19 protein-coding genes and 1 other RNA gene are annotated in these 19,115 nt (G+C 47.9%); 4 read left to right on the top strand and 16 right to left on the bottom strand.

The annotated features are described in order from the left end of the window. Nucleotides 1-8: 8 nt before the first annotated feature. Nucleotides 9-1,013 carry a succinylglutamate desuccinylase gene (gene astE, locus REIFOR_RS14880; protein ID WP_100258307.1) on the top strand — a complete coding sequence of 335 codons (1,005 nt, stop codon included), beginning with the start codon at nucleotides 9-11 and terminating at the stop codon, nucleotides 1,011-1,013. A gap of 188 nt (nucleotides 1,014-1,201) precedes the next feature. On the opposite strand, the gene REIFOR_RS14870 is transcribed toward astE, so the two are convergent. Together REIFOR_RS14870 and REIFOR_RS14865 are read right to left on the bottom strand one after the other, a co-directional pair. After that, nucleotides 1,202-1,915 (bottom strand): LrgB family protein, encoded by a 714-nt coding sequence (locus tag REIFOR_RS14870; protein ID WP_100258306.1) that lies wholly within the window; start codon nucleotides 1,913-1,915, stop codon nucleotides 1,202-1,204. Further along, entirely contained in the window at nucleotides 1,912-2,232 is a 321-nt protein-coding gene (locus REIFOR_RS14865; protein WP_158524407.1) for a CidA/LrgA family protein, read from the bottom strand. The genes REIFOR_RS14870 and REIFOR_RS14865 overlap by 4 nt, the downstream gene beginning before the upstream one ends. Before the next feature lie 169 nt (nucleotides 2,233-2,401). Here REIFOR_RS14865 and smpB point away from each other — a divergent pair, with 169 nt between their 5' ends. Then, nucleotides 2,402-2,887 (top strand): SsrA-binding protein SmpB, encoded by a 486-nt coding sequence (smpB, locus tag REIFOR_RS14860; RefSeq protein WP_100258304.1) that lies wholly within the window; start codon nucleotides 2,402-2,404, stop codon nucleotides 2,885-2,887. 362 nt (nucleotides 2,888-3,249) lie between these two features. Next, nucleotides 3,250-3,627: a transfer-messenger RNA gene (gene ssrA / locus REIFOR_RS14855) on the top strand. A 111-nt stretch (nucleotides 3,628-3,738) separates the two neighbouring features. Here the strand turns inward: ssrA and REIFOR_RS14850 are convergent. From REIFOR_RS14850 to REIFOR_RS14795, 13 genes are all read right to left on the bottom strand, one after another. Continuing rightward, nucleotides 3,739-4,218: a GNAT family N-acetyltransferase gene (locus REIFOR_RS14850; RefSeq protein ID WP_227003701.1), complete on the bottom strand. Its 480-nt coding sequence runs from the start codon at nucleotides 4,216-4,218 to the stop codon at nucleotides 3,739-3,741. Then, the gene (locus REIFOR_RS14845) at nucleotides 4,215-4,481 is read right to left on the bottom strand and encodes a type II toxin-antitoxin system TacA family antitoxin (protein WP_100258303.1); all 267 of its coding nucleotides are present in this window, start codon (nucleotides 4,479-4,481) and stop codon (nucleotides 4,215-4,217) included. The genes REIFOR_RS14850 and REIFOR_RS14845 overlap by 4 nt, the downstream gene beginning before the upstream one ends. 489 nt (nucleotides 4,482-4,970) lie before the next feature. Beyond that, nucleotides 4,971-6,011, bottom strand: coding sequence for a tetratricopeptide repeat protein (locus tag REIFOR_RS14830; protein WP_158524406.1), 1,041 nt, complete (start codon nucleotides 6,009-6,011; stop codon nucleotides 4,971-4,973). Nucleotides 6,012-6,107: 96 nt separating this feature from the next. After that, the gene (locus tag REIFOR_RS14825; RefSeq protein ID WP_145980312.1) at nucleotides 6,108-7,400 is read right to left on the bottom strand and encodes a serine/threonine protein kinase; all 1,293 of its coding nucleotides are present in this window, start codon (nucleotides 7,398-7,400) and stop codon (nucleotides 6,108-6,110) included. A gap of 3 nt (nucleotides 7,401-7,403) precedes the next feature. Beyond that, on the bottom strand, nucleotides 7,404-7,577 hold the full coding sequence (locus REIFOR_RS16875) for a hypothetical protein (protein ID WP_158524405.1): 174 nt from the start codon (nucleotides 7,575-7,577) through the stop codon (nucleotides 7,404-7,406). A gap of 4 nt (nucleotides 7,578-7,581) precedes the next feature. Beyond that, nucleotides 7,582-8,268: an ECF-type sigma factor gene (locus REIFOR_RS14820; RefSeq protein WP_100258299.1), complete on the bottom strand. Its 687-nt coding sequence runs from the start codon at nucleotides 8,266-8,268 to the stop codon at nucleotides 7,582-7,584. Between the two features lie 396 nt (nucleotides 8,269-8,664). After that, the gene (locus tag REIFOR_RS14815; RefSeq protein WP_100258298.1) at nucleotides 8,665-10,734 is read right to left on the bottom strand and encodes a peptidase domain-containing ABC transporter; all 2,070 of its coding nucleotides are present in this window, start codon (nucleotides 10,732-10,734) and stop codon (nucleotides 8,665-8,667) included. Beyond that, entirely contained in the window at nucleotides 10,731-11,570 is an 840-nt protein-coding gene (locus REIFOR_RS14810; protein WP_100258297.1) for a CPBP family intramembrane glutamic endopeptidase, read from the bottom strand. The genes REIFOR_RS14815 and REIFOR_RS14810 overlap by 4 nt, the downstream gene beginning before the upstream one ends. Nucleotides 11,571-11,885: 315 nt before the next feature. Next, nucleotides 11,886-12,044 (bottom strand): bacteriocin, encoded by a 159-nt coding sequence (locus tag REIFOR_RS16800; protein WP_145980311.1) that lies wholly within the window; start codon nucleotides 12,042-12,044, stop codon nucleotides 11,886-11,888. A 103-nt stretch (nucleotides 12,045-12,147) separates the two neighbouring features. Next, nucleotides 12,148-12,339: a hypothetical protein gene (locus REIFOR_RS14805; RefSeq protein WP_100258296.1), complete on the bottom strand. Its 192-nt coding sequence runs from the start codon at nucleotides 12,337-12,339 to the stop codon at nucleotides 12,148-12,150. A 468-nt stretch (nucleotides 12,340-12,807) separates the two neighbouring features. Next, nucleotides 12,808-12,981 (bottom strand): hypothetical protein, encoded by a 174-nt coding sequence (locus tag REIFOR_RS16870; RefSeq protein WP_158524404.1) that lies wholly within the window; start codon nucleotides 12,979-12,981, stop codon nucleotides 12,808-12,810. Nucleotides 12,982-13,166: 185 nt separating this feature from the next. Then, nucleotides 13,167-13,856, bottom strand: coding sequence for a beta-barrel domain-containing protein (locus tag REIFOR_RS14800; RefSeq protein WP_100258295.1), 690 nt, complete (start codon nucleotides 13,854-13,856; stop codon nucleotides 13,167-13,169). 62 nt (nucleotides 13,857-13,918) lie between these two features. Then, nucleotides 13,919-14,449, bottom strand: coding sequence for an HlyD family secretion protein (locus REIFOR_RS14795; RefSeq protein WP_100258294.1), 531 nt, complete (start codon nucleotides 14,447-14,449; stop codon nucleotides 13,919-13,921). A gap of 1,291 nt (nucleotides 14,450-15,740) precedes the next feature. Here REIFOR_RS14795 and REIFOR_RS14780 point away from each other — a divergent pair. After that, nucleotides 15,741-15,980, top strand: a complete 240-nt coding sequence (locus REIFOR_RS14780) for a hypothetical protein (protein WP_145980309.1) — start codon at nucleotides 15,741-15,743, stop codon at nucleotides 15,978-15,980. Here REIFOR_RS14780 and REIFOR_RS14775 read toward each other — a convergent pair. Further along, the gene (locus tag REIFOR_RS14775; protein ID WP_100258290.1) at nucleotides 15,972-19,112 is read right to left on the bottom strand and encodes an efflux RND transporter permease subunit; all 3,141 of its coding nucleotides are present in this window, start codon (nucleotides 19,110-19,112) and stop codon (nucleotides 15,972-15,974) included. The genes REIFOR_RS14780 and REIFOR_RS14775 overlap by 9 nt on opposite strands. Nucleotides 19,113-19,115 lie beyond the last annotated feature (3 nt).

Here is a 19,115-nt window from a genome sequence, read left to right as displayed (position 1 = left end):
GAGTCCGCATGTTCGACACGCACAGCAGTATTATTTCGCACACCCTAGCCAACGCCGATGCACCGCACGTCCGCCAACACGACTTTTTAACGGCCGGCACCGAGGTGACCTTTCTCGATACCGGGGTGATTAAGTTCGAACCCAATACCGCGTGCGACACCTCACTGGTTATTTCCTGTGCCGTGCACGGCAACGAGACCGCCCCGATCGAAATTATCAGCCGGATTATCGATGACCTATTAGCCGAAGAGCAGAAGTGTGGTCAGCGGATCCTGTTTATTCTCGCTAACCCCTGGTCAATGGTCGCCGCCGAGCGCTTTGTCGACCTGAATATGAATCGACTGTTTTGCGGCCAATGGCAACACCAGGATCTGACGCTTAAGGAAGTTAAGCGTGCGGCCAAGCTGGAAGCCTATGTAGCGAACTTCTATGCCGAAGAGCCGGTCACCGTGACGCAGCGCTTTCACTATGACTGCCACACCGCTATCAAGGACAGTGCCCGCGCGCGCTTTGCACTATACCCCTTCGTCGCCGACCGCAAGATACCCGACAGCCAGAAAGCCTTTCTCGACCAAGCCGATATTCAGACCCTGTTGTTGCAGCAACGTGCCGGCAATACCTTTAGCTCGTTCAGCGCGAGCACCCAGCAGGCGCAGAGCTTTACCCTTGAGCTGGGCAAGGTAAAGCCCTTCGGAGAAAACGACCTAAGCCAGTTCAGCGGCATTGACGGGGCGTTGCGCAAGTTGATCAGTGGGGATGCCTTGCCCAACCGATCGGCGCGGCCGGTCGATTGCTTTAGCGTATGCCATGAAATTGAACGCACCAGCGAGCAGTGGCAGTTTCTGGTGGCCGATGAGAGCGCCAACTTCGCCGAATTTCTACCCGGTCAATTGATTTGGCAGGACGGGGAGCACGAATATCGGGTCGGCGATGAACCTGAATACCTGGTTTTTCCCAATGGACAGGTGCCGATCGGCCAACGCGCTGGGTTAATGTTACGCAAGCTGAGTTAGCGCAAGAGGTATCCGCTCGCGAGGGGTTTAACCGTGCCGGCCCTTCGCCCGGCAAGCTGGAACCAATGCGGCCTGTTGCGATTAAAACCCCAGGCCTCAGCCAACCCCCTCAGGTAAAGCGCCCACAACCAAAGAGCCCACAACCAAAGAGCCCACAACCAAAGAGCCCACAACCAAAGAGCCCGCACCTAAAGCCCGATGATAACTCGCACCCAATCGGCCAAGGGCGTCACCGGGATCACAAAGGCGCTGATTACCCCGGTCAGGCTCATCGCCAGACCTGCAAAGGCGCCACAGGTAACCGACCGATCAAACGCCTGGGCGGTGCCGAAGCCGTGTGCGGTAAGGCCCAAGACAAAGCCATGAATGGCATCATCGTGAACGCGCATCAGGCGCAACACTAAGGGAATCAACAAACAGCCGATCGCCCCGGTAAACAGTACAATACCGGCGGTGAGCGACGGGCTGCCCCCGGAGACTGCCGAGATATCCATCGCAATAGGCGTGGTTACAGACTTGGCGATCAAACTCAGGCTCAGCAATGTGTCGCCCGTCCAGAGCGCACTGAGCAAGGCGGCACTGGCGCCGGCGACCAATGCGCCCACCAAGGCCGCGATCAGTAGCGGCACGGCCATTTTGCGCACCAGCGCCATCTGTTCGTAAAGCGGGATGGCTAAGGCCACGGTGGCCGGCCCGAGCAAAAAATGAATAAAAAAGGTGTCTTGTTGATAGGTGGCATAGTCCCAGTCGAGCCAGGTTAAGACCCCGATCAGGCCGAAGATGCTCACCAACACCGGGTGCACCAGCGGCGAACGGTGCAGCCTGATGTAAAGCTGCTCGGCCAAGAGGTAGAAGCCGATTGTGCCGACCAGCGCCAGCAGCATGCGGATGGCATCGGTCATGAGCTGGCCCGCCCCGCTCTAAAGATCAGCACCATAACAACGGCGGTCAGTACCGAGCTGATGGCGATAATGACCAACATGGCAATGCCGTGACTCATAAGCCGGTCCCAGTGGTCGATCAAGCCGACACCGGCTGGCACAAACAATAGCGTCAGATAGCGGATCAGCAGGCTAGAGGGCTTCTTCAGCCAGTCGGGCACACCACCGTTGACTACCAAGGCCAGCCAAAGTCCGAGCAGGCCGACCACGCTGCCGGGAATGGGCCAAGCCAGAACGGCCACCAAGGCCGAACCGAGCAGCCAGAATAATAAGAGCACAAAGATGCCTAACACGTGAGTTTGCCTACCTGTCAAAAAGGGAGCATACGATGGATCGAGCACTTTGCCCAAGATGTTCGTTAGCATAACCTCTATTTAATCCTTTGATAATCATGCCTTTGTCTAGTTTTAAGATGCAGCGCCGGCAAAAAGCCTTATAATCGCGACCATGAGTAAAGATAAAAAGAAGAAGTCCACCTCTGGTGGCACCATCGCCCTAAACAAGAAAGCTCGGCACGATTATCTGATAGTAGATAAATACGAAGCCGGCTTATCGCTTATGGGCTGGGAAGTAAAAAGCATGCGTGCTGGCAAGTTGCAGCTGATCGATAGCTATGTGATTTTTAAGGACGCCGAAGCCTTCTTAATCGGCGCCCACATTACCCCGCTAAATACCGCCTCGACTCACGTGATCGCCGAGCCGACCCGGACCCGCAAGCTATTGTTGAACCGTAAGGAAATCGACAAGCTGGAGCGCAATGTGCACCAGAGTGGCTTCACTGCCGTTTGTTTGGCCGTGTACTGGAAAGGCAACAAGATCAAGGCCGAGATAGCGCTGGCCAAAGGCAAGCAAGATCACGACAAGCGCGCCGCCGAGAAAGACAAGGAATGGAGCCGGGATAAGTTACGCATCGTCAAGGCCTATAACCGCTAAGGCCACAAAAAACCTCCACCCTCCAAGCCGACCGCAAACACCGGCCTCGCCCTAACGGGTGAGGGCGAGTCAGTTTGCCTGGCCGTTCCAATGGGCCTCAATTCATTAGCCTTTCGAGCTATTTCGACCCTTTGGTCGGATGCTCCCCTGCCTACGCTGAAGCTAAAATCGTCATAGGCAAAGCCGCTGCAGTTCGTTATACTGCGTATTGGTTATGGGGTTCGCACCCATAGCCTTATCGGTTGATTTGTACGCCGAGCCACTCTTGCAAAAGAGCCTGCAAATTTCCACTGGTGTGCCCCTCTTTATGGTGGGCCGTGACAGACTAGCGCTATCGGGCTGTCACCCAGGACAAGTTTAATGGGGGCGACCTGGCTTCGACGCGGATTACAAAGCTCCAGGTGCATGTCGTAATGGTAGCCAATTACGTTAAACCAAAGCTGCAAAACCATAGTTGCAAATGATGACAACTACGAAGGTTACGCGCTAGCCGCATAATCTTCAAACTGGGCCTAGGCCCGGCGGTCACTGGCTTGTGCCTGAACGAGCCTACTGACTGTCAATAAATCAGGATAAGCGCAAAGGTTGCCTAGGCCGGATCGCCGACAATTTAATCCCAGGCTCCCCGAGTCGCACCTGTCCTTCGGTAACGGCAAGGGTAAATTAAAGAAGAGACTAAGCATGTAGGACCGCGAGTGGCGGATTTGCGGACGCGGGTTCGATTCCCGCCGCCTCCACCAATACGGCATTTCAAGACCATCTGGAAAGCCCTGAAAGCCCCGAAATTATTAGGTTTCGGGGCTTTTTTATGTCTTTGAACTTCTACAGGGCTACGCAAAGCTCCGGCCGCTCTATCCGATTTTAGCCCTATTAAGCGGCAACATTAAAACCAATGGCTTGATGGGCGACGTCTGGAAGCCAAAGTGTTGGTAAAAGGATTTGGCTCGGTCATGAAAAGCGTGAACGAGTAAGGCGGACACGCCAGCGTGCTCCGATACGGCCACCGCCCGATAGACTGCATCCCGCAGCATGGCTGCGCCGAGCCTGATCCCCTGTGCTTGACGATCAACGGCTAGACGCGCCAGACCATTACCGGTATTGGCTCTGGCATGTTGCGGCGGACCTTCCCGGTTGCCACTCGATGTGAAACAGCACTCGCCACCAGCGCGTAATGGCCGTATACGCGGTTCGCCTGATCGGCTCGCACCACTCATCTGATTGAGCAAGGCCCTGCGTTTGAGCCAATCCTCCAGTGTCGGTTCGCCGCATGAAAAATCATCGCAGTAATGGTCCACAGTGAGTGGCTGTGGGGCCTTGAGTTCAAAGCTCATGCCTTGTGCCACGGCGTTTTGACTGCGAATAGGCGCTCAAGGCCCGAGTTGTCTTTAGGTGGCGCGTCTAACAGATCGACGAACTGTTGGAAATTATCTGCATCGAGCGTGAAATGAAACTGATCCAGCACGACGGACTGGGCTCGGTCACAAGAGGCCTCTAGCATAAAGTCGGAACGAGTTTTGCCAAGTAAGGTTGCGGCGTGATCAATAAGGTCACGCTGCTCCGGTAAGGCCCGTAAATTGATTGCAGCAACCCGCATAGGGATCTCCAGCTGTAGGTACAATAAATATACAAGCAGTAGTATTGGTCATAACGTTTGTCAATGGATCACTGGCTGTTCCAAAAGACGCTCGCAGACTGGTTTAAGTTTAGACCCAAGCTCGGTATGGACAGCGTACTGGAAGCGCTAAAGCTCTATAAAGCCCGATCAACGGACCATTGTCGCGCCCTCATATTGGCAGGGCCTTGGGTGTGGCGGCCAGCGGTGTGGCGATACCCGTAGATATGCCCTCCGGGAGTCACAACCCTTTGGTCAGACCGAAGTGGATCGCATCTTGGCTGCCATGGAGGGTGTCGAAAGGAACCTATACCAATTTTCCATTGAAACAGGTCTGAAGAATTCAGAGTTGATGGCGTTAGCTGAACAGGACCTACTTTTAACATCGGTTAAAATGGGGGGATTACCCAGTAATTCAAATTTTTGCCTTAAGCTTGGACTATGGAACGCCTGATTAGGCGTCCATCCACACTAAATATCCAACTGTTCCCGTGCCTTAGCGATACCCTTGTCTGCAGTCTTGACACCGGGGTGATCTTCACCAAACAGTGCGGTAAAGTCTGCCCTTGCTTTGGCGTAATACTGTAATGCTAACTCAAAGTCACCTTTGTCTAAGTATATTTCACCAAAGCTATCATAATTATTGGCAACTCTGGGGTTCAATTCGCCGAATAAATTAATATTAACGCTGATTGCCTCGGTCAAGGATGAAATGGCGTCATCGTAGCGCCCTAATTTAGAGTAGATGATCGCTACATTATTATATTCTCTCGCCGTTTGTGCATGAATTGATCCATAATATTCTAGACTGAGTTCCAGAGCTTTTTCTTTGTATACCAAACCCTGCTCTAGATCACCCGTGGCCTCATATATCAATCCAGTCAGACTGTTAATCTTAACACCTTCAGTGCCATCATTTTTGAGGTTTAATTCTCTCGCTATACTTAACTTATCTAAAGCTTCTTCGTATTTTCCATTATAATAATCAATATGGCTGAGAGGAAAATAAAATTCGCCTAAAAGTTCGTGCCCATCTCCATGGACGTTTTTCCAAATATCTAAGCCTTTTTCTAAATAGTCCCTTGCTTTCACCAGATCACCTAAAGAAAAGTAGTCCAGACCAACCGAGTGGTAACTTCGGGCCAAATGTGGGTGGCTTGGGGGTAAGGATTTTTGTCGTATTTCAAAAGCCTCAAGTTGAAAATCTAAACTGCGTTGATAATCCTGATTCTTTCTGAACACACTTCCGATAGCACTTATGGAATCGGCAATCTTTGAATGTTGGGAGCCGAAATATTCAATGCGAATTACTTTCGCCGTTTCAAATGAGGTCAATGCATCTTCTGTCTGACCTAGAATACTTAGCGAATACCCTAGCAAATGGTATCCGTCCGCGAGTTTTTCGGTATATTCAACATCAAGGGCTTGGTAGATTAGGATAGATTGTTCAAGATATATTTGCGCATCCTTTGCATTCGATCGTCTATACTCTAATATTCCTAGCTCTAACAAGGACTCACCGACCTCTTTGCTGATCTCTGGAAACAGGGTGCGCCGCAATTCTAGAGCATCATTTAGAAGAGTAGAGGCGACATCGGTTGCGTTGAGTTATCGATAGTCTACCCCCATAGTGGTCATTATTTCTGCTTTTAATGCTGGCTCGGAGTCGAACTCGTGCTCAATTTTTGCCAAGCCTCGATCAATAATGTCCTTGGCAGTTAATTGTTCGCCGGTAAATTCCTCTGGGTGCGAGGACTCAAATAGACTTAACAAGAAGTCCTTGGTGATTTGTTGTTTATCTCTCTGTTGAATAGCGATGTCACGTTCAGACACAACACGGTACTGTTGGATGCCGATACCTGAGAAAAACAAGGTGCTAGCAATGACAGATAGTAATATGGTAAGTCTATTGCGCCGTATGAAGCGACTCGTGCGATATATAAACGTATTGTTGTTGGCTGATACGGGTAAGTTCCTTAAATGGCGATCAATATCTCTGGAAAAATCCTGAACAGATACAAACCTATTTTCGGGACTATTTTCAAGAGCTTTGACTAGGATTGAATCTATATCTCCTTTTAATTTACGCCTATGCTCATGCAAAGTATTAGTGTCAAGTCTTGAAGGAATTCCATCTTTTAGTATTATTTCGAGAAACTTACTCGGTGCTAGGTTATCGCCTGAATCAACTGAATTTAGGGCGGAATTTGAAACTCTAAATTGAGGTCGTGGTGGTCGGACACCGCAAAGTAGTTCATATAACAGAATTCCCAAAGAATAGACATCTGTCGCTGTTGTAAGATTAGCGCCTAAAATTTGCTCAGGGCTTGCATAATCAGTTGTGAGCGCCAACATAGTCGAAGTGTCATTGTCTGGCGGTGTAGGCTGTAAAACTTTAGCGATGCCAAAGTCCAATAGCATAGGCTCGCCTTTGGCATTGACGACAATATTTGCAGGCTTAATGTCTCGGTGGATAACTAAATTTTGATGCGCAAATTCGATGGCGGTACAGACCTTGATAAATATCGCCAATATTTCATCGAAAGATAGTTGGTGGGAGCGGCAATATTTGTCGATGGGTTCGCCTGCAATGTATTCCATAACGAAGTAAGGAAGACCCTGTTCTGTGGTACCTCCGTCCAATAATTGGGCGATATTTGGATGTTTTAGATTGGCGAGGATATTCCTTTCGCTGTGAAAACGCGTTATTAGTCTATCCTGATTTCCGGTGCAGTGAATAATCTTTAATGCTACGTCGGCACCATGAACTCCATCCGATCGGTTAGCTAAATAGACTTCAGCCATTCCTCCCTGACCTATTTTTTCGCGGATGTAGTAAGAGCCTAAAGTATCACCAACTTTGCCACTTTCAATTGGTGCAATCTTCTCCTTGCCATACAAAAGTTAAACGGTACTTGTATCGCGAATATTGTTTAAGATTAGGTGCCGACAATAGTCCGTTAGTACCAGGTCATCACCGCATTGAATCTTCAAATAACGTTCAATTTCATCCCGTGGGGTATCTATTAAACTGAGAAATATCTCCTGGGCTCTTAGGATCCGACCTTCATCTTCCATGACCCTATCTCCCTAGGTGGCCAATCTCTGTCTTAAACCAAGCAATGGCCCATTGCCATTTTCGATGCGCAGTCCTTTCGCTAATACCAAGTAAGTTCGCCACTTCCGGGTAGCTAAACTCCCAAAATATCAACAATTCGGTCACTCGCGCCGAAACCTCATCGTGTTGCTCTAGCTGTTCAATAAGATTTTTCATAACGATTTCTTCAAGCATCGTCTTTTCAGTACATGCAATACCTTCTAGATCGAACTCGTGAACCCGTATGCCAAAGTCTCGTTTCTGAGCGCACCTGCTTTTGTATTTGTCGTTTAATATATGCCTTAGCTTCAAAGAGACTGTTGCAAAGAAATGAGCACTATCGTTAAAATTGAGATGTTCTCTTTGGCGCAAATACAAATAGAGTTCGTTTACCAGTTCAGTGGCTTGGATTGCTGTGCTGTTGCGGGAGTATCCTAGGGCGGATTTCGCTAAACCATGTAGGCGTTCATAGGCCTCAACTATTAGGTAGTCTATATGAGGCTGTCTAGTTTCGCCCATTAGTTTTAGATTATCTAATGCAAAATTCATATTATTTAATTTCCCTTTTGCATATATTACCGTTTCGCAAATATATTCTTTAAGATTGAAATTGACTGATTTAATGGGTTTTTTGTATATCCACCCCTTGAACTGCAGATTATCCTTTAACATGTCAATGTGACAATGGCTGATAAAAATTTGTCGATATAGAAATATACTGATAAATATTAAAATTATATCACTGCCATCTGAGTGAAAATAATTTTTTGCTGAGTCTGTTGGTTATCCCCCTATTTTAAAAGACTGAACAATTTGATATTTTCCTTTGGTATCAAACCCATCTTCGCCTTAAGTTCATTAATCACTAGAAGCTAACAGGTACAAATAGGTCGGAGTATTTGCCTAGGTTGTGAAGCCTGGATGGTTAAGGAGTTAGAGACCAAACCGACGCTAGTCTAGCTCTGTTCAGCCGGGCAAGTGACATCATTCAGCGTGCCCACTCTCATCGACATGGTTAAATTCTGGCAAAGGCACCAACTTCGGACCCAATCACCACCCACCAACTATTCAGTCTCTACCATCTTTTGCACTGTTAAGCCTACCCAAATCAATCACCACATCCGCACTCTTAACGGTTTCCGTCCGGTGCGCCACCAACACTCTGGTAATATTCATCTGTTTAACATTCGCGTTAACGATCGACTCGTTGTCCAAGTCCAAATGGCTGGTCGCTTCGTCGAGGAACAACAGCTTGGGATCGCGGTACAGGGCACGCGCTAAGATGACTCGCTGTTTCTGGCCGCCACTAAGAGAGGTGCCCATATCGCCGACCAGGGTGTTGTACTGCATGCCAAACTTGAGAATATCCTCGTGCACCGCAGCGGCCACAGCGCAGGCGCCGATCCGCTCGAAATCCAATTTTGGATCAAAGCAGGCGATGTTCTCTGCAACCGAGCCCGACAAGAGCTGGTCGTCCTGCATCACCGCTGCGATCTGGGTGCGGTAATCGTCCCGCTTATTTATGTCCACGCCATCGATCAGTACCTGGCCGCTGTCTGCCTTCAGCAAGCCCATCATGACCTTCAACAGGGTGGTTTTGCCACAACCGCTCGGGCCGACGATGGCGGCCGACTGACCGGCTGCAATGGAAAAGCTGATGTTTTCGAAGATAGGATCGTCGGTTGCAGAATAGCGGAAGGTTAGGTTTTTCACTTCCAGCTTGCCGATCATGTCGGGCAGATGTTGTAGGTTGGCCGTATGGCGGTCGACATCTTCGGCGTCGGTAAAGGTAATGTCGGCCAGGCGGTCCAGGTGTAGGCCGATCATCTTGAATTCGATCAACATATCAATCAGGCCGTCCATGCGGTCGACGAACTGGTTTTTGTAGCTCATAAAGGCATAGAGCATGCCGAGTGACATCAGATTGCCCATAACACTCGTGGCCAATAGATAGATTACGATAACGTTTTCAATACCAAAGAGCAGTTGATTGATGGTCTGGTAGCCAATACCCCATTTGGCCAACGAGACATCGGTATTCAAGGCCTCGGTGTATCGATTCTGCCAGAGATTCTGCCGGTCGTTCTCACGTTGGAACAGCTTAACCGTTTGGATCGCCCGTACCGTCTCCATAAAGTTAGAATCCTCCTTGGCATGGGCCACGATGCTTTCTTCGGACAGCCTGCGAAAGGGCCGATACAGCGCAAAGCGCAGCAGCGTGTACAGTGCGACCACAAAAAGCACGACAAAGGCCACCTTAACGGAATAGATAAACATGGCGGTAAGGGTAATAAGGGCCATCACACCATCGACAATAGAGCTGACCAGGCCTGTGGTAAGCAGATCCTTCACCTGTTGCAGGGACCCAAAGCGAGACACCACATCGCCGATGTGGCGTTTTTGGAAATAGTCGAGCGGTAGGCGTATCAGGTGCCGGAATAGATTGGCCGCCATCTGATAGTTTAATTTGGTCGACAGGTGCAAAATAATAAAACCGCGCAGCGTATTGGTCGCGGTTTGTATCAGCATCAGCAAACCAAAACCCAGGGCCAGCACCAGTAGCAAACTGCTGTCCTGGCGCAATAACACGTCATCGACCACCGTTTGCATGTAAAAGGGTGCGACCACAGCAAATATCTGCAGTAAAAACGACAGCACTATAATGGTGATCAGGTTGCGCTTTAGGCCAAATATCCGTTGCCAAAAATGGGACAAGCTCAGTCTTTGGCGCACCTCTTTCTTCTCGAATTTGGCGGTTGGGGTGAGTTCCAAGGCAATGCCGGTAAAGTGCTTGGCAAATTCGTCGTGGCTGTAGGTCACCTCGCCGATAGCGGGATCCAATAGGACGACCTTATTTTTGCCGACCGCCTTTAGCACCACGAAATGGTTCATATCCCAATGCAAAATACAGGGTAACTGCAGTTGCGACAGGTGTTCCAAATCGAGTTGCAGTGCCCGCCCGGCCAATTCGAGTTTGGCGGCTATATCCATCAGCTGCTTGAGGTTGGTGCCTTGCGATGAGATCTTAAATTGGTTGCGCAACATGGAGAGATCTGAAACGTAGCCGTAGTGGCCTGCGACCATGCCGACACAGGCAAGGCCGCATTCGGCGATTTCTGTTTGAAGAAGTATTTTCATATTCTTGATTTCTCAGTGTCAACTGAGTAAATAGATACAAATTTTTTATATGATTTTAATAATAAAAAATATGAAATAATTAGAAGTACCGAGGTGAGCAGTAAAAAGATTAAAGAGTTGGCCGCAAATAGGTGATTAATTTCCTTTTCAATATCATATATTCCCATTTCATCAATAGCAGCAATAATAGATACAATCGTATTGTTAGCGATGTGAATGAATATTGGGATGCTTAAGGACTCGGTTCGAATATATATAAATCCTAAAATAATCCCAAATATTAGTGCTCCTAATAAATCAACATGCAATATTGCGAACACGATAGAACTCAGAATGACGGAACTATATTTAGTAAATTTTCTATATAGTAAGTCTATTAGTAGGCCCCTAAAAAAAAGCTCCTCTACCACTGGTGTAAGAATAGAAATAGATAGAAAAATAATAATATTCTGCCATAAAAAGTAGCTTCCATCTGTTTGATGATACATATCCAAATCTGAATATAGCCCGACGATTAGGTCAATACTAAAATATTTGGAAATATATAAAATATAAAAAGCCATCAGAATGCTAGATGTAATCAGAATTCCTGTAAGCCCAAGAATATCGATGTAAGCGTTTATTTTTGTTCTTATTTTAAAAAATTCAGCTACAATATTATACTTTATTGTTACTAGTAAGAGTATCAAACCATAGAAAACCAATCCAAATAAAGCGTCTAAACTGGCCTCTGACTCTACAAAATAATCCAACAAAAAGACCGAAAAAAAAGTGCAAACTATAAAGTATGCGATAGCGTGCCAGAAATTAAACTTCAAAATATTGGATATTTGCATAATGGTAATTCCAATGTAATTTCAAGATAAGTTAGCTTTATTGGTTATAAAGCGTTTCTATGTATCGATTTTCAGTATTTGTAGTTGCCCTCAATATATCGTGCAGATCGATTTCTCCTTTATATCAGTATCTTCAAAATATACTATTCTCTGTGGTTTGGGCTCTGAAAATAAACCTTAGGATACCCAAGGGTAGATAATGGAATAAACCCCAAGCAAGCTAATGCTTGGAATTTTTTAATACTTAAAAAAATATATAGCTATCTTACCTAATATTAACAGCATAACTTCAAATTACTTCAAGATTTCAGTTTACTATTTTCTTGAGGCCTTTTTTTTGGCAGCCTTATATGAGTTATAGGAGACTGTAATTGCTGTGCCTACGTATCCTGCGCCTTTTATAACAGCCTTGAATAAAGTAACCAGTGCGCCACCAGAAACCTGATTCATTTGATCATTGCTTAAAGTATTCATAAATTGTCCTTTTTGATTATTGACTAAAAAAATGCGCCATGTTGCAGATAATAAAAGTACAGTTAAAACTTGCAATATGGCGGGTTTAATTTAGTAAGAGTTCTTAATTTTCATTACTGCCAACTATAGTTCCGACGCCAGCTCCAGCTCCGGCAGAAGCGGCTGTGATATTAACAGTTGTGGTTTTTTGATTGGACTTCGCCACGTATTTGATCACCTTTTTTACTGATTTCACAAGTGCAGAAATCCATCCGCCATTTACAAGGTTACATTGACCAACACTTAATTCTTTCATATTCAACCCCTTAAAATTTTAATATAATATAATAAAATAAAAATTTATTTGTAACAAATTATAATCGCATATATTGTTACTTTTGATAAAGCTGGAAGCTAGTATAAGCCCCTTCAACGAGCCTACTCCGGCCCATAAAACTACTGTTTACCTTTAAAGGCACCCGTAAGGCTATATAGTTTAATCAACAACTTACGCTTTTGCACTTAAATAGAATCTGAATAAATATCCGACATCTATTTTGAAGATATAAATTTGTTTTTAATCAACACAAGAACACTCTCCATCCGTGGCAATAAGAAGTGGATAGAAATTAATATAAATGTCGCCTTACTAATTCCAAGATCACTAAAATTAAATATTAAAATAATTAGAGCAATAATACATATAAAAAGATAAAGCATTTCATTCATAATATTAGTTTCTCAATTAATGATTAAATATTTCAGACTTATTACTAAGTTGAAACTACTGATCGGGTGACAATGTATTGGACGTTTCATATACGGCCTCGGCAGCCAGAGTTTTTTTGGAGGTTAAGACCTTCTTAGCGGCCTTATAAACATACCTGGCTCCTCTTGCTACAAAACCCCAAACCCCACCATTGATATCTTGCATTTCTTCATTGGTTAATATATTCATTTTAATTTCCTTTCAAGTTTAAATACCAACAACACTGGTCATCTTGTTGATTTCCTCGGTGGTTGTTGGGGGTGACATGTACATACCTCTGTACGTACATGATTTGCTCATATGAGCAAATTTGGTTTAAGTATTTTATTCACCGCTTTTAGTATTTTGAGGCTGCCTAGGCCTTATTAATTTATTTAGAGTCTTCCTCTCAAACTAAACAACGGCTCAAACAACCACTCCAAAAGACTCCGTTCAGCCAGTTTGATATCAGCCTCCAACGAGATGCCCTCCTTCAACGGGAACGTTTTGCCATAGGCATCGACGGTCTGCTGCTCCAAACTGGCCGTGACGCGATACATCGGCTCTTGCGCGTTAATCGCCACACCGCTCAGCTCACTGGGCAACAATACCGTTTGTGAGACTCCGGTAATGGTCGCGCTATATAGGCCAAATTTTTGGAAGGTAAAGGCGGAATAGCGCATCTTTACCGTCTGGCCGACTTCGACAAAGCCAATGGCTCGGGCCGGCACCAGTAGCTCGGCTTCCAACTCGCTACCCTGTGGGGTAATGGTGAGCAGCGGCACACTGCTTTGCACTTCCTGCCCTTCGCTAACTTGGATATTGCTCACCATGCCGGCGCGGTTAGCCTTGACGATGTAGGCGCGCTCGCCATGTAGCTGGGCAATGCTTTGCGCCAGACCAGACAGGCTGTTTTGCAGTTCACCCTGACGATTGAGTTCCTCGAAACCCAAACCGGCTTGCTGCAGGGCTAGCGATTTAACGAGATCGCGCTGCGCGTCAAGGTTACGCGCCAGTTCCTGATATTGGGCCTGTAGGCTGAGTAACTTCTCGGAGGCACTGCCAAGGTCTGCATCCGAGGCCAATCCCTGGCGGCTCAGGGTGTCTATGTTGGCCTTTTGCCGTTCGGCCAGGGCCAGCTGTTGGCTTAGTAGCTTTTGCTGGGTTTGAATATGGACGATGGGCGATCTGTTGCGGCAATGGTTTGTTCCAAATCCAGCTGTTTGTTGCTGAACAGGGATGGCAGTCGAGTGAGTTGACTTTCAAGGATCTGTAGCTGGCTTTGGTATTCATCGAGCAGCACGGTTTCTAGGTGCTCACCGCTGGTGAGGATGCGATCACCATTGATCATAAATAGCGCTTGCCCCTCGGTTACCATGGCTCGGTCTTGCACTAACACTTGGCGTACTATCCCGGTAGTGGATGCATAGACCTTTATCACGCCCTGGTCGGGTACCAAAAAACCCTGCACGGTTTCTTTGCGCGCATAGCTGCCATGTAACAGCAATAGACCGGCCGCAACGACGAAGATTAAGATGACAAAGGTAATTAGCAAATAGGACAGCGGCGGTACAACCAAGACATCGCCCAGTAAACGGTCTTGCTGCTTTTCAACGGCCTGTTTGCGAAACAGTCCATGGCGTTCTTCTTGCGTTGGCCCGGCCATATTTGTGGTCATAAATCGTCCTTGAATACTATTTCATGCTGTACTGATACTTTTGTTCAATTGGCCTGACTGCCATGAATATAGCCCAGAATGTCAATTGAACCTTTGAAGTCGATACCTATTAGGTTTCAAATATATTTTTCGTTCTCTTATACTAGTAAACGAGAAAGGAAGGGGAATCCTGCCAATATACTTCGATCTATTTTTGAGGTTGACGGTTTTGTGAAGAACGGATTAATACCCATATCAAAGTATTATTTTTACATTCATTTATGGGAAAACGAACCCTATGCAGGTTGTCTTAATTCTGAAGTGCTTAATGTTCAACTGGCGAGCACACAACAAACAACGAACTCGACTGTCTTCTAACCTGATATATTTATTAGTAAATTACCGGGCCTGGCACTGGCAAGATAAACGGAGGTTTTACGGGGCGCCCCTTTCTAATGATTATTGGACGAACACATCCGCCATCGCCTGCGGCAATGCCACCCACTATCGTTGTCAGCTTCTCATCTTGACTGGTTATGATATTCATAATATTTCCTTTCCCAAGTTTAGTTGCTAAACTCAAAGAACCTCAATCGATCCTTTCGAGTGTTGGTATGGAGTGCCCTCGGTCATCTTGCCGGATTCTCAGGGGGCGCTCCGCTTCTATCACCTTCATGGTGATCTGTTGGTACTGCAATACTTTCAATACGAATTTCTGGGCCACCGAATCATGTCTTTGCTAAATATCTATCCGGTCGAACTAGGACTGAATGACCTCTGCATGCAGCCTTGGTTGTTATTTATTAAGACCTACATTTTTTTTAAATATCTATAATTTACATTCGTATTTTTCAAGACTAATATTGGTTTAGATGTATATACTTATTGCTTCATTATCTGGCACCGAATAGCTCTGTATGTGGTCTTCATATGCATAGCCCCCATCTACGAATAAAACAATGGCGGCGACAATAAATACGATAACTGTTGCTGTAATTAGCGAATACGCTGTCGGTTGGCTAAAAAATTCATCACCTATTAGTTGGTCGTTCTGTTTCACAATGGCAAGTACCCGATATAGTCCATGGCATTCTCCTTGATTTTTCCTGGTGCTATTCGCAGGCATTAATAATCCCTGAACGTTATTGCAAACCTTATGGGTAATTTACTTCTATGGATCTGCCTGATGTGAATGAAATATAGAATTCAAGCCCCACCTATGAATTCCATATGCAGTGGATTTAAATAATACTTTCCCTATGTTTTATGTTATTAAACGAGAATTGAAGGAGCACCCTGCCAAAATATTTGGATGGATTTCTTTTGGATGTATGGTTTGGAGCTATATCTGGACAAGTGGGATTCCGATATGCAATCGAAAATTGGCGCTGCGCCCAGCCATTTGGTGCCTTCACGGCCCTCCTTTGACCGGCCAGAGGGCGATGAATACATCGAAAATCGGCAGTATGACCGCCACCGCGGCGATGCCCAAATGTGGAGACATGGGTCTATCGAAGAAGGTGATGATGGCCGTTCTGTTATTTCACGCTGATGCCAGCAGTGCTTTGTTCTCCTCCTCTGGTCCACTAGCCGTCCCTTCGCCGAAGCGTAAATAGAGCGTGGGCACAATAAAGAGATTGAGCAGGGTCGAGGTCAATAGGCCGCCCAGAATGACCACTGCCATCGGATACTCAATTTCATGACCGGGTAGGTTGCCGAACAACACCAGGGGTAATACAGCCAACCCTGAGGCACCCGCAGTCATTAAGATCGGCGACAAGCGCTCCTGCGCGCCGCGCAGTACCAGTTGGATGCCGAACGGTTGACCTTCATGGCGCTCCAAGTGCTGAAAATGGCATAACAGCATGATGCCGTTTCGGGCGGCGATGCCGAGCACCGTGAGGAAGCCAACCAGGGATCCCAGCGACACAACACCCCCGGCTATATAGGCCGCCGCCACACCGCCGACCAGCGCGAAGGGTAAGGTTAGGATGGACAGCCATGCCAATCGCCAACTCCTAAAGGTCAGCTGCAAGAGCAATAAAATAGCGATGAGCGCAAAACCGGAGAACAGCAATATGCGCGTGCGAGCTGCCTTGAGTTCAACGTACTCCCCCTGCAGAACGGCTCGATAGCCAATGGGGAAGTCAATCTTATCAAGACGGGTTTGCACATCCTGGGCGACCGACTCCAGGTCGCGGCCGGTGACATTGGCCTGCACATCGATGCGCCGCGAACCGCCTTCGCGCTTTATAACATTCGGGCTCGGCGCAATCCGTATGTCGGCCACGTCGACCAAGCGGACGCGTGCGCCGGTTGGGGTGTCGATTAGCATGTCCTGTAATGCGGTTAGGCTATTGCGCCACTTGGGTAGGGTCCAAACCTGGACGTCGTAGGTCCGGCCAGTGTTGAAAATATCCCCCACCTCCTCGCCTGCCAAGAAGGCCGCCGAGGCACGCCGGACATCGCCCGGTTTAAGGCCATAGCGGCGTGCCTCGGCCAGTTTCAAGCGCACCTGAATTTCGGGCACCTCCACGATTAGCTCTTTATGCAAATGCTCCATACCCTCGACGGTCGACATCGCCAGGCGGACTTCCTCGGCTTTGTCCCGCAAAATCTCTAGGTCAGTCCCAAAGAGCCGGACCACTATGGCTTCGCCGGATCCGGTCAGTACTTCTCGGATGCGCTCTTTTAGATAGGTCTGTAGATCACGATAGAGCCCCGGATAGCCCTTCACCACCTCATCAACCGCAGCAACCGTTGCCGCATAATCGACATCGGGTGAAATGCTGATCCAATTTTCGCCAAAATTAATGCCCACTACTTCATCGGCGGCAAATGCTTGGCCGATATGGGCGCCAAAATTACGCACGCCGGGGATTGAGCGTAACTCTGTGCTGGCACGAGTGGTAATGCGCACCATTTCACCATGAGAGGTAGCCGGTGGGGTGACCCAGTGCATGAGAAAGTCGCGTTCCTTAAAGGATGGCAATAGGGAATGGCCCAGCAGAGGCCAAAGGGCGGCACCGCCGACCGTGACAATTGCGACCAGGCTGAGCGCAAAGGCGGGACCGCGGGTGGTTTTTTCTAAGATTGCCCGATAGCCGGTCGACAGCCATGTCACCAGCGGGGATTGCCGGCCGGTCAGCGGCGCCTTGCGCAGCAAGATTAAACCCATTGCCGGTGTGACGGTTATGGCAACTACCAGGGAGGAGAGGATGGCCAGCACATAGGACAGCACTAAGGGTTTGAAAAAAGCGCCCGACAAGCCCTCCATAAAAAGTACCGGCATCACTGCCATCACCACGATAAAGGTCGCATAGACAATGGGTCGGCGCACTTCCAACGATGCATCAAGCACAATGCGCGCAAGCGAACGGGAGCTGCCGGCGGCGTGTTCCAAACGGACCCGACGCAAAATATTTTCGATGTCGATAATGGCGTCGTCGACCACCGCGCCAATCGCAATGACAAAACCCGCCAAGACCATGGTATTCATCGACACGCCGGTGGCAGCAATCACCCAGCCTGCGGTCAGCAGAGATAGGGGAATGGCGGCTGTGGCAATCAATGCCGCCCGCCATTCATATAAGAATAGGATCATTACCAAGATCACCAACACACACCCCAGTAGCAGCGCATTGGACAGGTTGTCGATGGAGTCTTCGATAAAGGTTGCTGGGCGGAATATCTGCGTATCGAGCTCGACGCCGGGCAAACCCGGTTTCATCTCCTCGAGTGCGGCCTCAACCCCGAGTGTTACCGCCAAGGTATTGCCCCATGGAAACTTCTCGACAATTAACATCAACCCGGGACCGTCATTGATTACGGCGTCACCAATGGGTGCTTGGGGTCCAAAGACAATATCGGCCACATCGCCTAATAAAATGGGCTGGCCACTTTTTATGGTGATTGGCACTTGCGCCAGGGTTTCAGGCGTCTGACTGGCCGAGGTCAGCACTATTTCAAAGCGCTGGTCGGCTGTCTCGATAAAACCACCCGTGCCAATATGGGCTCCATCGGAGTAACGCAGCAGACCGACATCCAGGCTGTCGGAGACGGCTTCCTGAATTTCATCCAGGGTCACATCCACTGCGGCCATGCGTGCTAAGTCGACCTGCACTTGCACCATTTTTAGCTGTTCACCCCAGATCGCGATATTGGCAACACCGGGCACCCCTAGTAAACGGGCGCGAATGGTCCAATACGCTAGCATGGACAGATCCATAACCGAATGGTCCGGCGAGGTAATGCCTATTTTTATCACCCGACTTGTGGACGATAGCGGGGGCATCATAAACGGCGGCGCGGCCCATCTGGGTAAGTTGGGCGTTGCCATTGCCACACGCTCGGCAACCAACTGGCGGGTTAATAACTCATCCACACCGGCTTCAAAAATAGCCACCACCGAAGACAGTTGCGGCACCGATTTCGAACGCAAGGTGGTTACACCGGGTACGCCTGCCAAGGCGTTTTCCAGCGGTACGGTGATGAGCGACTCAACCTCTGCCGGCGATAGGCCGAGCGCTATGGTTTGAATTTCGACTTTCGCCGGCGCAAATTCTGGAAATACATCGACCGGCATATCGCGCAGGCGCAGTACACCGAAATACATTAAACAAATACCCAATGCGATAACGACAAAACGAAAGCGCAAACTGGTTCCTATGATCCATGCCATCATAAT

The sequence above is a fragment of the Reinekea forsetii genome (genome assembly GCF_002795845.1).
GTDB classification, from domain to species: Bacteria; Pseudomonadota; Gammaproteobacteria; order Pseudomonadales; family Natronospirillaceae; genus Reinekea; species Reinekea forsetii.
This window is presented reverse-complemented; position numbering and strand designations above follow the sequence as displayed.